At 38.9% G+C, this 14,544-nt stretch carries 12 protein-coding genes and 1 other RNA gene; 9 read left to right on the top strand and 4 right to left on the bottom strand.

The genetic code is table 11. From position 1 onward, the window contains the following. Positions 1-42: 42 nt before the first annotated feature. From Q9Q86_RS07870 to Q9Q86_RS07855, 4 genes are all read left to right on the top strand, one after another. The gene (locus Q9Q86_RS07870; RefSeq protein ID WP_112986679.1) at positions 43-2,538 is read left to right on the top strand and encodes a DUF5682 family protein; all 2,496 of its coding nucleotides are present in this window, start codon (positions 43-45) and stop codon (positions 2,536-2,538) included. After that, complete coding sequence (locus Q9Q86_RS07865; RefSeq protein ID WP_112986680.1) at positions 2,538-3,674, top strand: VWA domain-containing protein; 1,137 nt, start codon at positions 2,538-2,540, stop codon at positions 3,672-3,674. The genes Q9Q86_RS07870 and Q9Q86_RS07865 overlap by 1 nt, the downstream gene beginning before the upstream one ends. Next, positions 3,671-5,794 carry an SWIM zinc finger domain-containing protein gene (locus tag Q9Q86_RS07860; protein WP_112986681.1) on the top strand — a complete coding sequence of 708 codons (2,124 nt, stop codon included), beginning with the start codon at positions 3,671-3,673 and terminating at the stop codon, positions 5,792-5,794. The genes Q9Q86_RS07865 and Q9Q86_RS07860 overlap by 4 nt, the downstream gene beginning before the upstream one ends. A gap of 330 nt (positions 5,795-6,124) precedes the next feature. After that, positions 6,125-7,363 carry a putative solute-binding protein gene (locus Q9Q86_RS07855; protein WP_035338690.1) on the top strand — a complete coding sequence of 413 codons (1,239 nt, stop codon included), beginning with the start codon at positions 6,125-6,127 and terminating at the stop codon, positions 7,361-7,363. 174 nt (positions 7,364-7,537) lie between these two features. Here the strand turns inward: Q9Q86_RS07855 and ssrS are convergent. The 3 genes from ssrS to Q9Q86_RS07840 form a co-directional block, all read right to left on the bottom strand. Further along, positions 7,538-7,719: non-coding RNA, 6S RNA (ssrS, locus tag Q9Q86_RS07850), on the bottom strand. 90 nt (positions 7,720-7,809) lie between these two features. Further along, positions 7,810-8,097 carry a cell division protein ZapA gene (locus Q9Q86_RS07845; protein WP_004912439.1) on the bottom strand — a complete coding sequence of 96 codons (288 nt, stop codon included), beginning with the start codon at positions 8,095-8,097 and terminating at the stop codon, positions 7,810-7,812. 2 nt (positions 8,098-8,099) lie between these two features. Then, the gene (locus Q9Q86_RS07840) at positions 8,100-8,654 is read right to left on the bottom strand and encodes a hypothetical protein (RefSeq protein WP_004912436.1); all 555 of its coding nucleotides are present in this window, start codon (positions 8,652-8,654) and stop codon (positions 8,100-8,102) included. 65 nt (positions 8,655-8,719) lie between these two features. Here Q9Q86_RS07840 and Q9Q86_RS07835 point away from each other — a divergent pair, with 65 nt between their 5' ends. The 5 genes from Q9Q86_RS07835 (at position 8,720) to Q9Q86_RS07815 (ending at position 14,027) form a co-directional block, all read left to right on the top strand. Then, positions 8,720-9,352 (top strand): UPF0149 family protein, encoded by a 633-nt coding sequence (locus tag Q9Q86_RS07835; RefSeq protein ID WP_004912433.1) that lies wholly within the window; start codon positions 8,720-8,722, stop codon positions 9,350-9,352. 67 nt (positions 9,353-9,419) lie between these two features. Then, entirely contained in the window at positions 9,420-10,736 is a 1,317-nt protein-coding gene (gene pepP / locus Q9Q86_RS07830; RefSeq protein WP_112986682.1) for a Xaa-Pro aminopeptidase, read from the top strand. A 428-nt stretch (positions 10,737-11,164) separates the two neighbouring features. Next, complete coding sequence (gene ubiH, locus Q9Q86_RS07825) at positions 11,165-12,376, top strand: 2-octaprenyl-6-methoxyphenyl hydroxylase (RefSeq protein ID WP_112986683.1); 1,212 nt, start codon at positions 11,165-11,167, stop codon at positions 12,374-12,376. Further along, positions 12,373-13,605, top strand: a complete 1,233-nt coding sequence (locus Q9Q86_RS07820) for an FAD-dependent monooxygenase (RefSeq protein WP_112986684.1) — start codon at positions 12,373-12,375, stop codon at positions 13,603-13,605. The genes ubiH and Q9Q86_RS07820 overlap by 4 nt, the downstream gene beginning before the upstream one ends. A 173-nt stretch (positions 13,606-13,778) precedes the next feature. Next, positions 13,779-14,027, top strand: coding sequence for a hypothetical protein (locus tag Q9Q86_RS07815; RefSeq protein ID WP_004912421.1), 249 nt, complete (start codon positions 13,779-13,781; stop codon positions 14,025-14,027). A gap of 21 nt (positions 14,028-14,048) precedes the next feature. Here the strand turns inward: Q9Q86_RS07815 and Q9Q86_RS07810 are convergent, their stop codons facing one another. Further along, positions 14,049-14,498 carry a MerR family transcriptional regulator gene (locus Q9Q86_RS07810; RefSeq protein WP_171053783.1) on the bottom strand — a complete coding sequence of 150 codons (450 nt, stop codon included), beginning with the start codon at positions 14,496-14,498 and terminating at the stop codon, positions 14,049-14,051. Positions 14,499-14,544 lie beyond the last annotated feature (46 nt).

Below are 14,544 nucleotides of genomic sequence, written 5' to 3'. Positions count from 1 at the left end.
TGTAGTTTATATAAAAAGTGAAAATTTATTGAAATAAAGAATATGACGATACCACAACGCTTACAACAAGCATTACAACAGCAAAAGGCTTTGGCAGATAAAGGTATTCATTTTTTACCGATTCGCCATCATAGCCCAGCGTGTGCTTATGCGGTTTTACAATCGTTGCAGCAATTGCAGCCTAAGCATGTATTGATTGAAGCACCACGTTCATTTAATCGCTTAATTGCAGATTTACAGCATCCAGATAGTCAGCCACCACTGGCTGTGCTGTGTCAAACCGAAATCATCGAAGCAAAGAGTAATGCTGCTACTGATGAAAAGACGGAACAGAAACAAACCCGTACTGCTTATTATCCATTTTGCGATTATTCACCTGAATGGGTTGCGCTGCGATATGCGCCAGAAATTGATGCTGAGGTTGAGTTTATTGATTTAGCATGGACAAGTCAGATTGATCATGAATTAAAGACGATCACCAAACAAACTTGGCAAAGTCGAAGCTTACAGCAAGAGCGCTATTTGGCTCATAGTCAGTATTTACAAACCCTAGCACAGAAGTTGCACTGTCGAAATCATGATGAACTTTGGGATCACTTATTTGAGTTAAAGCCAAAGCTGGAGATGCATGATTGGCAAAGCTTTTTCCATGAGGTGCTCGTTTGGTGTGCTATGTCTCGTTTAGATTATGAGGATAGCGTTTTAGAAGCTGATGCTTCTTTAATCCGAGAACAATGCATGCTGCAAACCATCTTAGAATGTTATGCAAATAAAAAGGGTACAATCTGTATCCTCACAGGTGGTTTTCATACCTTAGCCTTAATTGAGCAATTGGCAGCATATTTACTGGTTGAGAAACCTAAGAAAATTAAAAAAATGAAGTCAGCCGATCAGGATGACCAAGCGTGGTTGATTCGTTATAGTTTTGATCGTCTTGATGCTTTAAATGGTTATGCTTCTGGTATGCCATCACCTGCATTTTATCAACGTTGCTGGCAACATATGATGGAGAAACCCTTTGATGATGCTCAACAGCGACAAGCCTTAATCGTTGAGTCACTGTCTGATTTTTCTACGCAATTACGCGAACAGCAGATTTTAGAAAGCAGTTTTATTACGGTTAAAAATGCGACTGAACAGGCGATTAGATTAGCGACTTTAAGAGGACATCATTTAATTAGTCGTTTTGATTTGATTGATGCCTGTCAAAGTAGTTTTGTCAAAGGCAGTTTAGATGAGGGACAACAAGCATTTCAAAGCCTATTGAAGCAAATTCTGGGTGGTGCACGTCTAGGACAAGTGGTGCAATCCACACAGACACCACCATTGTTAGCTCAAGTCTATGATCTAGCAAAAGTTCATCGTTTTAAATTGGATGAAACGACGACCAAACGCGCAAAACTGGATGTCTTTCGTAATCAAAAACATCGTTTGCGCAGTCGTTTTCTACATTTACTTGATTTCTTGCAAGTGGGATTTGCCAAGTCAGTGAGTGGCCCCGATTTCTTAGGTGGTGGGCGCTTACATTTATTATTTGAAGAATGGGATTATGCATGGACACCCCATGTTGAAGCTCAGTTGATTGAATTATCAGAGTTAGGAAGTGAATTAAATACTGTTGCAGTACAAAAACTCTTGCATATCAAACAGACTTTTTCTCAGGCAGGACAAGGAAGATCATCACATCTTGCAGTACAGCTTTTAATTCGAGCAGCATTGATGGGATTGCACAAACAAATTCCAATTCTGTTTGCTGAAGTTCAACAATTCTTACCCACTGATCCTGATTTGGATTCGGTGATTCAATGTGGACAAAAATTATTAAATTTATGGACAGGCAAAGATTTCTTAGCTTTTCAGCAACAACCTGAACTTAAAGCACTGATGCAGCAAGTCATTCCCACAGCATTATTTTTACTGTCTCAGTTGGCAACGCCACCAGCAGACCAACAACAGCAAATTCTTAATCAAGTTTTGCAATTACGCAATTTGTCTAAGCAGATAAATCGTGTACTAGGTGGTGAGCAAAATTTCTTAGCACAATTTTATAATGCTTTAGCACGATTAAATACGGACTGGCAAAAGCTAGATGTGTTGGCGGGTGCGGTTGATGCCTTACGTTTTATTGATGGTGATTTGACTGAACAGGATTTACAGCAATCAGTTCAGCGACATTTTGGTTTGGGTGCTAACCCTGAACATGCGGTCGCTTATCTATCTGGAATGATGCAAAGCGCACCTGAATTATTATTGCGTTATCCTGCAATGGCACAACTACTGAATCAACTGTTATTAAAATGGGATGAGGCTGCCTTTGTGGCGATTCTACCTGATTTACGCCAAGCATTTACTCATTTTAAACCGAAGGAAACGGCAGCTTTTGCTGAGCAGATTGCGCAGTTGAATGATGTTTCAAGTTTGGATATCTCTAAATATATCAGTGAGGTTTCGCAAGCTGAAATGCTACAAGGTGTTCAATTAAATCAACAACTACAAGAATTTTTGATCGAGCGAAATTTACAAGGTTGGTTAGTATAATGAATGATTCAAACTCTAATAACCTTGCAGCACGTTGGCGGTTGATTCTGGGTCGCTATAGTGATCGAGCTTTGGATCAGGTACAGCTTGATGGAGAACAATTACGTTTGGAACGTACTCTCGATTATTTATACAACCGTGAGTATGAACAACGTGGTCATCTTGCAGGGGAGTCTCGTCATGGCTCATTAGATGACTCACAGCTCACTGCAATTAATTGGCTCAATCAAGCGCGAAAATTATTTCCGCAAAGTACTTTTGAACGTATTCAAACTCAAGCAGTTGAACGCTACCAATTAGATGCATTACTCAAAGATCCGCAAAGCTTAAAAAGTTTAGAACCTACACCTCAACTTGCTAAAGCCTTATTGACGATGCGTGGGCGAATGAATGCGCAAACTCGAGATGCTGTCCGAGAGATTATTCAAACCGTAGTAGAGCAAATCGTTGCACGATTAAAACCTAACTTTATCAATACGATTCATGGTCGACGCAATCGTTTTCGCCGTTCTTTGATCGCAAATAGTCAGAACTTTGACTGGCGACGAACGATTCGAGAAAATCTAAAACACTATAACGCTGATTTAAATAAGCTCATTATTCAACAACCATTCTTCAATGCGCGGGTACAACGTCATTTACCTTGGACTGTCGTGTTGTGCGTGGACCAAAGTGGTTCAATGATGAACTCTGTCATGTACAGTGCGATTTGTGCCAGCATCCTCGCCAGTTTACCTGCTGTGAAAGTACATCTCGTATTATTTGATACCAATATTGTTGATTTATCTCATATGGCACATGACCCCGTTGAAGTGCTATTGACTGTTCAGCTTGGTGGTGGCACAGACATTGCTAAAGCGGTGAATTATTGCGAACGTTTTATCACTCAACCAAATCGCACGATTTTTACGTTAATAAGTGATTTTGAAGAAGGTGGTTCTGTAGCACATTTACTCAATGCGATTAGTCGCTTGCAAAGTCAACACGTAAAGTTATTGGGCTTAGCTGCTTTAGATGAACAAGCTAACCCTGTCTATGATATTCAAATGGCACAAAAACTGAATGAGAGGGGCATGTCTGTTGCAGCGCTCACCCCTGAACATTTTGCTGAATGGATGGCGGAGGTGATGCAATGAGCTGGCAACACCAATATTTGGCTTATGATCAAGACAGCCTTTCCACTTATGCAAATACAGGTTTAGTTCGCCGTGCCTTAAAAGATATTGAGGCAGGAAAGGTTATTTTACAAACCGAGCAATCTGAACACATCACCATTGAGAGTGATGGTCAACAGGTCAGTTTATCATCGACAGGTTTAGTCAATGCATCATGTACCTGCCCAGCAACAGGTGCTTGTAAGCATATTGTTGCAGCCGTTTTGTATCTGCAACAACATTTACAAAGCCCTGTTCAGCAACCGATCGTAAATCTAACAACAGACTCAGCTGAGGATATTCAAAGTACGACTGTTGAATTGGTTGAACAACTTGAAAATAATTTCCAACCCAATCTGATCGAAGAAATATTGAGAGTTGATCTCAACCAAATCGCAAAGAAAATAGGTAAAGCTCAAACTCAAAAAGCCATCAAACTCGCTCGGCTTTGGCAAAAAGAACAACAAACAGAATTATTTGAAGAAGAATACAGTTTAAAAATTCGTATCAAGAGTCTGGCTGAAGACATTATTTATGTGGCAGGGGCTGGTTTTGCTGGAATGCTGTCCAATTTAGAAAAGGATCAGTCTGCATATTATCTAGCAGCTTTAAGTGAAGTACAGCGACTTCAAGGAAAATTCTGGACTGAGTTGGAACTCAATGAGACAGAGAATCCCGCGGTTCTGAGTGAGAGTGAAGGTCAATTTATTATTGAATTAAAAGATGATCTTGCTCAGTTGATTGAGTTTGGTTTATCGCATGTAAATGAAATGACTGCACGACAATTACATCTACTGAATATGTCTGCTAGAAGTGAGTCATTACCTCGTTTGGCTGCAATGTTAAGGCAACTGAGCGGTCAGGTCAGTAGACTTTTAAATCGTGACGAACATAGTTCTGAACACGAAACATTATTATATTTAGCTCAAATCAATGCGTATCTTTACCAGTTAGAACATGCTGAGGGTGAGGCTTTAGTTCGCTTAAGAGGGAAGTCACGTCGTCAATATGAAGTAGGTCAAGAACAAATAGACTTAGAACTTTTACCTTTAGGCACACGTTGGTGGCGAACATTGGGTGGTGCTAGAGGAATAACTTTATATTTCTCAGAGCAAGAAAACCCTCAAATTTTTGAGGTTACACTAGCGCGTACTGAAAATAATGACCCGAACTTTAATCGTTACAATGCATGGTCTCAGCAAAGCATTTGGATGATGACAGCTCAACAACTCATGCAAAAAAAAGTACGATTACAACAGCCAAGATTTTCTGAGGATGATCGTTTATCTGCTTCAGGACAAAGTCGAGCCTTACCACTTAATAGCTTAAAGGATCTTCAGGATTTTAGTATTTATCAACACATCGGATTTGATAATTGGCACAAACTACAGCAACTTTGGCAGCAACAATTACAAAGTATTGAAGGTGTTGATCAAACAGTAATGCTTAATATTTCTAGCTATGACAATCCTCAAGTTGATGAAATTGAGCAATGTTTGTGGTGGACGGTCTATGATCAGAAGAAATCAGCGATACATTTACGTTTAGATTGGAAAACGTCAGAAATAGAAAAAATTCGTCAGCTCGAACGCTTGTGTAATCAAAAAACTCAAATCAACTCTGTTTTTGTGTATTGCCAGATTAAAGGACATGCGTTGGTGTTATCGCCAATGAGTTTATTGATCACGCAAAATGAAAAAACTCGCTTGTTTAACCTAGATTTTGATCAATTCACTGAATCAAAAAAGACTTTGAAAGAAAGTATCGTTGGACGGATTGAACAACTCTTAATGAAAAAACAACAACAGAGAGCAAAATTTTCATCTATTCAAATGAGTTTAAGTCAAAAAGTGTGTGAACCAATTTTTGATGTATTACTTAGTCTGAGTTGCTCTGGGCGTATGATGCTGAGTTCATCACAGATCGAAACATTGCAACAACAACGTCAGTTGGCATTAGATGCAGGAATGAACATACTTACAAAGCAAATCACATCACTTTTAGCCGAATCTAAAATCAATGTTGAGTCAATTTTACGGCTTATTTATCTCTGTGATTTAATTCTACGAATGCAAGTGGAGTTACCAATTCAACTCAATTAAAACTTGTAATATGTTTGATATTTGATTTTTAGTTAAAGAAAACTCGTTGGATTAATTCTAGATTTTTCATACTTTATGTTGTTTGGAAAAGCCGATTTGGGGTTTTACTAAGGTATAGAAGCTGGTTTTAGATTGTTTTAGTCGGATAAATATCGTCTCTCGTATTCTATAAACTTCGATAAAATATAGACTATTATCAAATAACGAGAGTTTTTATACTTTTCTTAACTTAATTGACATCATCTAAGTAAAAGCAGTCAATTCTATTTTGATTTAATGACCTTAACTTCAATAAAAATTATTGGGAAATAGCTAAAAATGGACCGTTTAATCCAAAAAAATAAGTGCAGGATGTCAATTAAATCAATTCTTATCTCAGGAATGTTGGTCTCGTCATTCGCCATGATGAGTCCAACCTATGCTGCACCTGAAGGGAAGTTGGATCTAACGCTTTCAACTCATTCGCAGAATAAAGTTAAAAAACTACTCAATGACCCTAAAACTTGGCAGCAGATTCCTAAACAGGTCACTTTATGTGTGTATTCGCCGAATGGTGAGCATAGTGAAGCATTTGAACAAGCAACTAGCTATATCACTGAAATTCCAAGAATGGTAAACGTCGCCAAGCAGTTTGGTGTCAATATGAAAGTTGCTCGCCCTTCGCATTTACAATTTAAACTGGATTTTGATTATCCTAAACTTAAAAAAACAGCATCTACATTGGTGAACCTAAAGGTTTATACCAATGAAGCTGTTTTAACCGAAGATTTTCGTAGTAAACGCTGTGATGGTGCAGGTATTAGTAATCTACGAGCGAAACAATTTAATAAATTTGTTGGAAGTATTGATGCAATTGGTGCACTACAAACATACAAACAATTGAGCGCAGTGATCCAAGTTTTAGCAAATCCAAAGTTTGATGAAAAGATGGTGAACAAAGACTATGAGGTTGTCGGGGTAGTACCATTAGGTGCTGCTTATATTATGGTCAACGATCGAAATATTAATACTCTAGCTAAAGCTGCAGGTAAAAAGATTGCCGTATTCCAATTCGATGAAACCCAAAAGAAATTAGTTCAAAATGTAGGTGCTCAACCTATTTCGGTAGATTTAGTGAGTGTCGGTGGTAAATTCAACAATAAAGAAGTCGATATTATGGCTGGACCTGCGATATTGTTTGAACCACTTGAGTTACATAAAGGGATGAGTGATAAGTCTGGCAAAGTTGTTGGTGGGATTATCAAGTTCCCTGTCATTCAAGTGACAGGCACATTGATCATGCATCGCAATAAATTCCCAGCAGGAATGGGATCAATTGCGCGTGAGGTCATTTCTAAACAGCTCAATCCAGCATTTGAATTTGTCGATAAATTGGAAGCTAAAATTCCAAGTAAATATTGGTTAACACTAAATGAAAGTGATAAGCCTGGTTATGTTCGTCTCATGCGTGAAGCACGTATCCAAATGACTAAAGAAGGCTATTACGATCCAGATATGATGAAGTTGCTGAAACAGGTTCGTTGTTCACAAGCGCCAAGTCACTATGAATGTGCCTTGAACGATGAATAGATCTTAAAATTTTGAACTGATAACGCCATAGTACATATCGCATGTGCTATGGTTTTTTTAATTTGAAATGTACTAAAAATAAGAAGAGTTTTGAAGGTTATAAAAATAAAAAACGTTTTGATTGAGAGGGGGATTATAAATTGAATTTTCTTTTGGTGAGAACCATTAGAAAAGTAATGCTCCAGAAGTGCCGCTGCATGGTCGTTACCCTGAACCCGATGAGTTCAAGGTGGAGGTGACGTACACTTACTGGGTTTCCTACTCGAGGCAGGCATACACTCAAAATGTACAGGACACATCCATAAATTTAAGTATCGGCAGGGGACTAGACGTACTGGCGAACACCCTAGAGACAGTTTTAGTATAACTGATCTTTACACGATGACAATCCTTGCAGATCACATATCTGTAAAGATACTTACTAATTGATGGGGCTTTGTGCAATTTTACTCAACAGTTTGTTCGACATCTTCCAAGATGGTTTGAAGTAGGCGCTCACAGTGAGCATATTCCTGCAAAGATTTATTCAAACTAAACACATCTTGTGCCATCTGTAAGGCAACCATAATGACTAATTTATTGTGTTCTACACGAGGAGCATTACGTCGCATATCCTGAAACTTTTGATTCAGTAGTTCAGCTGCACGCTCTAATTCTTCACGTTTGTCTTCAGTGGTATTTAAGCGAAAAGTCTGTTCAATTAAACGAAGTTCTACTGTCACTTGTTCACTCATGATCAGTTTTCCTCTTGTAGTTCAGCATTCGGGTGAGCAAGTTGCTGAATTTCTTGTGCATGATGATCTTGCGCAGTACCTAGGATGGCAAGACGTTGAATAATTGCTTCAACTTTTGATTTTGCAAGCTCATTTTTTTGCAATAAACGATCACGATCTTGCTGAAGATCTTGGATTTCTTGCTGGCTATGACGTTGTTGCGCTTGGAGCTTCTCTTTAGTCACACGTAAATCATTACGCTCTGCCAAAATCTCTTGAAAGCGATTTTTTAAGTCAGTCGTACTTTTTTCCAAGCGGCTATAGCGTTCAGCAAGTGTTGTCGCATCTTGATTGAGCTGTTTAAATTGATCTTGTAACTGAGTTAATTGTTCAGTTAAGTTATCAACTTCGTCCTGCTTTTGCGTGATGATGCTATTTTTTTGCACGATTTGTGCATGATGGTCTGTTTCAGCTAAAGCTTTAGCTTCAGTGAGCGAAGTGTTTTCGCGCTCTAAATGATGTAAACGTGTTTTTAAAACACCAATATGCGCTTGTAGACGCTGTAATTGTTCTAACATAACGAGGTCGCACAGAGTTGCAATCAAAGGTAATATATACAGCAGTATAGAGATTGGATAAACGAATGCAAGACGATATTTCAGGTTGGACGGATTGGAATGCCCATTTTGATGGGATTGAAGAGATTTCAAGTCCAAGTGAGTTACATGGATTACTCACAGGTATAGTTTGTGTCACACAAGCACCAACCAAAGACGAATGGTCACAAATTTTAAATACTTTAAATGTTCCTGCATTATCGGAAGAGGCATTAGAAAGCTTAACTGACGAAAGCGAAGATGTTTCTCATGCCTTGTCTGACGATGAGTTAGATTATTTGCCGATGTTGCCAGATGATAGTCATCTACTTGTTGATCGAGTTCAAGCTTTGGCAGATTGGTGTGCTGGTGTGGTTCTAGGCTTCGGTTTAGCATCAGGACATATTCGTGCTGATGAACAAGAACTCATTGAACACTTACAAGATGTTGCAGCAGTAGAGTTTGAAGATTCAGATAATGATGACGAAGGTGAAGCAAGTTATGAAGAGTTATACGAGTTTGTTCGTTTAATTCCAGTGAGCTTATCGATTGGTCGAAAAAAGATTTCTGTTAGTGAAAGCTCACTCTTAAAAAACTTTCATGCCAAAAGCAGAAATCAAGAAAGCACAGCTGATCCACAAACTATCGTAGAAATGTTTACACCGCATCGTCCGAGCTAATGCGGTTTTAAATCTCCCTAATAAATCCCTCTTACTTTTTAGAGGGACTTTCAAGCTGTAGGATAATATGAAACTAACTCAAGCTGATTTTAAACAACGCCGTGATCATTTAGCTCAGAAAATGGGTGCAAATAGTGTTGCTATTATTGCGACACGTGCAGAAATGTACCGCAATCGCGATGCAGACTATAAATATCGAGCTGACAGTAGTTTTTATTATTTAACTGGTTTTGCTGAACCTGAAGCAGTTGCGGTTTTGGAAACCTTCGCTGAAGGTGAAACGTATCGTTATTCCTTATTTTGCCGAGAGCGTAATCGCGAAATGGAGATTTGGAATGGATACCGTGCTGGTGTGGAAGGGGCTGTTGAAATCTATGGTGCAGATGAAGCATTTGCAATAGATTTATTGGATCAGGAAATCATTGCAAAGCTTTTAAATAAAGATCGTCTGTATTTTCGAATTGGTCATCAAGCTGAGTTTGATGCCAGAGTAAGTCAATGGATTCAAAAAGCTGATGCTCAACAACGTCGTGGATCAACCTCTCCAGCAGAGGTCATTCAGCTTGATCGACTTATAGATGAGATGCGTCTGAAAAAATCAGCGCAAGAAATCGAGCTAATACAAATCGCATCAAATATCAGTGCAGATGCACATACACGTGCTATGCAATCAGTGAAACCAGAAATGATGGAGTATGCACTTGAAGCAGAACTCAATTATATTTTTGGTAAGAATGGTTGTGTACCAGCCTACAATAGTATTGTCGGTGGTGGTGAGAATGCATGCATTTTACATTACGTAGAAAACAATAAACCATTAAAAGATGGTGATTTGGTTTTAATAGATGCTGCTTGTGAATATGAATTCTATGCATCTGATATCACTCGCACTTTCCCAGTCAATGGTAAGTTCAGTCCTGAGCAAAAAGCACTTTACAATATTGTATTAGATGCACAACTAGCTGCGATTGATGCAACACGTATCGGCAATCACTACAAATATCCACATGAAGTCGCTGTAAAAATTTTAACTCAAGGTTTGGTTGATCTTGGCTTACTTAGCGGTAATGTAGCTGAGTTGGTTGAAAATGAAGCATTCCGTCAATTTTTCATGCATGGTACAGGTCACTGGCTAGGTATGGATGTGCATGATGTTGGTGCTTATAAGCATGGCGAAGACTGGCGTGCTTATGAAGCAGGTATGGTAGTCACCGTTGAGCCTGGTTTATACGTCGCACCCGATGATGAAACCGTTGATGCGAAATGGCGTGGTATTGGGATTCGTATCGAAGATGATATTGTAGTCACTGAAAATGGACCGTTGGTTTTGACTAAGAATGTAGTGAAAACTGTTGAAGAAATTGAGCAATTAATGGCTAGTTAAGTCAGAAATATTGATCTAAAGGCTTATTCTAGGATAAGCCTTTTTTATTTGTCGAATTAAAATAAAACACAGACCAAACAAAGTACAAATTCCAATCCCAATTTGAGTTAGAGTAAGATAGGCTAGGGTCTGTAGATATTTCATAAATGCTTGCGACAGTGGATATTTTTTAGGTGATACAAGGCATGGCTTATGAAATTTAGTCATTCTAAATAAATAAGCCATAACGCAGTAGCGACAAAAAATATCCCTGTCCCACAGGGTTATGGCTAAAACTTCCTTAAACTTTGTTATGAAACTTGACAAGGAGTTGCCATTGCCTACGTTTCATGCCTCGTTTAAGTTGTTTTAGCCTATAACGCAACCATAGATGAAATATCAACAGACCCTTAACATCAAGTCATGAAAAACTGATAAGGAATAATATTATGCAGCAACAAGTCATCATTGTCGGTGGGGGTATGGTTGGACTCAGCCTTGCTTTAATGTTGGCAAAATCTAATATTGCCGTAAAGCTATTAGAAGCTGTGAAATATCCAAATTACGATGACGAAAATCTAGCTCCATATCACTCAAGTTTTGATGCTCGTAACACCGCTTTGTCACGCCGTAGCGTGCAAATTTATCAAAAGTTAGGATTGTGGGATGCATTACAACAACATGCGACCCCAATTTTACAAGTGCATATCACAGAGCAGGGTAGCTTTGGTAAAGCACGACTAGTAGCAGAACAAGAGAAAGTAGAAAGCTTTGGGCAAGTAATTGAAAATGCGTGGTTAGGTCGAGTATTACTCACCCAAGTTCGTCAGCAGCCTCTGATTGAATTAATTGATGGGGTGCAAGTGACGTCACTGACACAAGATGCAGATGAGGTTCACATTGAAGTCATGCGTAATGGTGAATATATACACTCGCTCAAATCAAAGTTAGTGATCGCAGCAGATGGTCGTGATTCTTTCTGTCGTCAAGCAATTGGTGTGGGCGTGGATGAACATGATTATGATCAAATTGCGATTGTCACAACGGTTCAAACCTCTAAACCTCATCAACAGGTTGGTTTTGAGCGTTTTAGCGCATTAGGACCATTGGCATTATTACCTTTACCTGGTGAATATCGTCGTTCTGTCGTTTGGCCAGTTAAAAAAGGTACTGAAGCTGAATGGTTGGGTGAAGAAAATGATCAACACTTCTTAGATGCTCTACAAGAAACTTATGGCGATCGTGCGGGTAAATTTGAAAAAACGGGTAAACGTTTTAGTTATCCATTGTCACAAGTTCTGGCTCACAAGCAGGCGGTTGGTCGTGTAGTTCTCATGGGTAATGCAGCGCACACAATTCATCCTGTTGCAGGGCAAGGCTTTAACCTTTGTTTGCGAGATGCCGATGTATTGGTTCGCTATTTACTAGAGCAGTTAGCGAAGTCTGATGATATTGGTCATCCTGATAATTTATTGGCTTATGAGCAAGCACGTTTAACAGATCAGCAGCGTGTGATTAAGTTCTGTGATTCAGTGGTGCGTGGTTTTAGTAATCAAAATCCGCTTCTTAAATTAATAAGAAATACAGGATTGATTGCATTTGATGTGATTCCTGGCATTAAGCCTTTGGTTGCGAACTACGCGATGGGGCTAAAAGCATGAGTGAAATGTTAGATGTCGTCATTGTTGGTGGTGGATTAGTCGGTGGTTTAACAGCGTTGTTGCTATCACAAGGTGGCGTGCAAGCAACAGTATTGGATGCTGCACCAGTACTTGATCAAGACAAAACTTTAGCCGTGATGAATCCACGTGTGTTGGCTTTAAGTCAAGCAACGATTCATCTACTAAAGACAGTTGACGTTTGGAATGATTTAGCACGCCGAATGCCATATTCAGGTATGCAAGTTTGGAATAAAAATGGTTATGGTGAAATAAATTTTGGGCATGCTTCCGAAGAGCAACCTCGTGCAGATCAAGCTTTAGGTTCAATGGTTGAGCCAAGTGTTTTGAATATTGCGATACAGCAAAAAATGTTACAGCAGCTCAAAGATTACCGTACCCAAGTAAAAGTTATTCGCATTGAGCAAATTGCAAAAGGTTGGTCGATTCAACTCGCCGATGGCACGATCCTCAAAACTAAGTTATTGATCGGTGCTGATGGTGCAAACTCATTTGTACGTGAGCAAGCTTATATTGATTTAGATATTTTAGACTACAAACAAGCCGCAATCAGTTGTGCGATTAAAACGACACAACCGAATCAATATGTCGCACGCCAAATTTTTTTACCTACTGGTCCACTTGCATTTCTACCTATGGCAAGCTTAGATCAACAAGAAAATGGCTACTGGCAATCAATTGTATGGACTCTACCAGATGATTATGCAGATGAATATTCGAAGTTATCAGATCAGGAGTTTATGCAATTACTGACACGTGAAAGTTTGCAAATGTTGGGTGAAGTGGTCGATGTAAGATCAAGAGCACAATTCCCACTTAAAGCAAGAGCAGCTCAGCGTTATATCAAATCTGGTTTAGCTTTGATTGGAGATGCTGCACATGTCATCCATCCTTTGGCAGGTCAGGGCGTAAATATCGGTTGCTTAGACGCAGCAGTTTTATGTGATGTTTTATTGCATGATTTAAAACGTGGTGTATGGGCAAATGAGCAAACTTTGCTTCGCTATGAACATCAACGTAAAGGTCAAAACGATGCCATGATGCACAGTATGTCAGCAATCGGGTGGTTAGAAAGTTCAGAGCTATTTCCCTTTGTTTGGGCAAGGAACTTTGGATTAAAGCAAGTTGAACAATTTGAAGTACTCAAGGATCGCTTTATGCAACAAGCGAATGGATTGGGTGCATTGCAACACACACGCTACGCTTGCTAAAAAATAGTAGATATTTTTTATACAATCATTTATAAATCAGAGTGAATTTGGTCGTTAAAAGTACAATTTGTTAAACATTCTACTTTGATAAATGAGAAGAGCTTGTTACATTTCACAAAGTTCTGATGACCAAATAACGATGATGAAGATTTAGTCATTGTGGGGAGAGTAATATGACGGAAATTAATGATTACGATGAAAATACTGAAGACTCTGCTGTAGACGATGAAGAGGCGAAAGCAGCAGAAAGCGGTGCAGATAGCGAAGAAGCAACGATTGATGATGCTGATCTAGCTGAAGCTGAAACGCTAACAGTGACTGCTAAACAGAAGCAGCGTCAGGCTTTGGAAGACGAAGTGGCTGCGTTCCTCGCTCGTGGTGGCAGAATTACTGAAGTTCCTCCTGGTGAACATCACGACTGAATTTAAAGCATTTGAAAGGCATCACGATTGTGATGCTTTTTTATGTTGATGTAATGTGAGATCGCATTCTAGTGGCTGATGTAATCCTTTTAAAATTCCGCATTGTTCTATCGTGCGGTGTTGAGAGCATTGTTGTTTCAGTTGAATAAAGTCTTGCTTGAGGTGCTCTAAATTTTGAATCTTTTGAGAAACTTCATTAAGGTATTGATCAATCAAGTGATCAACTTCGATACAGGTTTGGTTGGGATGAGTTGATAACTCTTTCAACTTTTGAATATCTTGCAGGGTTATGCCCAATTCGCGGCAATGTTTTAAAAATAAAAGTTCTGAAAGTATCTCTTCAGAATAATGTCGATAATTTCCTGCTGTACGTTTTGCTTTTTCAAGTAATCCAATCTTTTCATAATAACGAATGGTATCTATTGAAACACCTGACTTTTTAGATAATTGCCCAATTGTAAAATTCATTATGCTTGACTCTAGAGCTACTCAAGGGTTTTTAATCACTATAAAAGAT

The sequence above is a fragment of the Acinetobacter sp. A22 genome (genome assembly GCF_030913345.1).
In the GTDB taxonomy this organism is placed as follows: Bacteria; Pseudomonadota; Gammaproteobacteria; order Pseudomonadales; family Moraxellaceae; genus Acinetobacter; species Acinetobacter junii.
The sequence above is the reverse complement of the archived record's forward strand: the minus strand, read 5'-3'. Positions and strand labels throughout refer to the sequence as shown.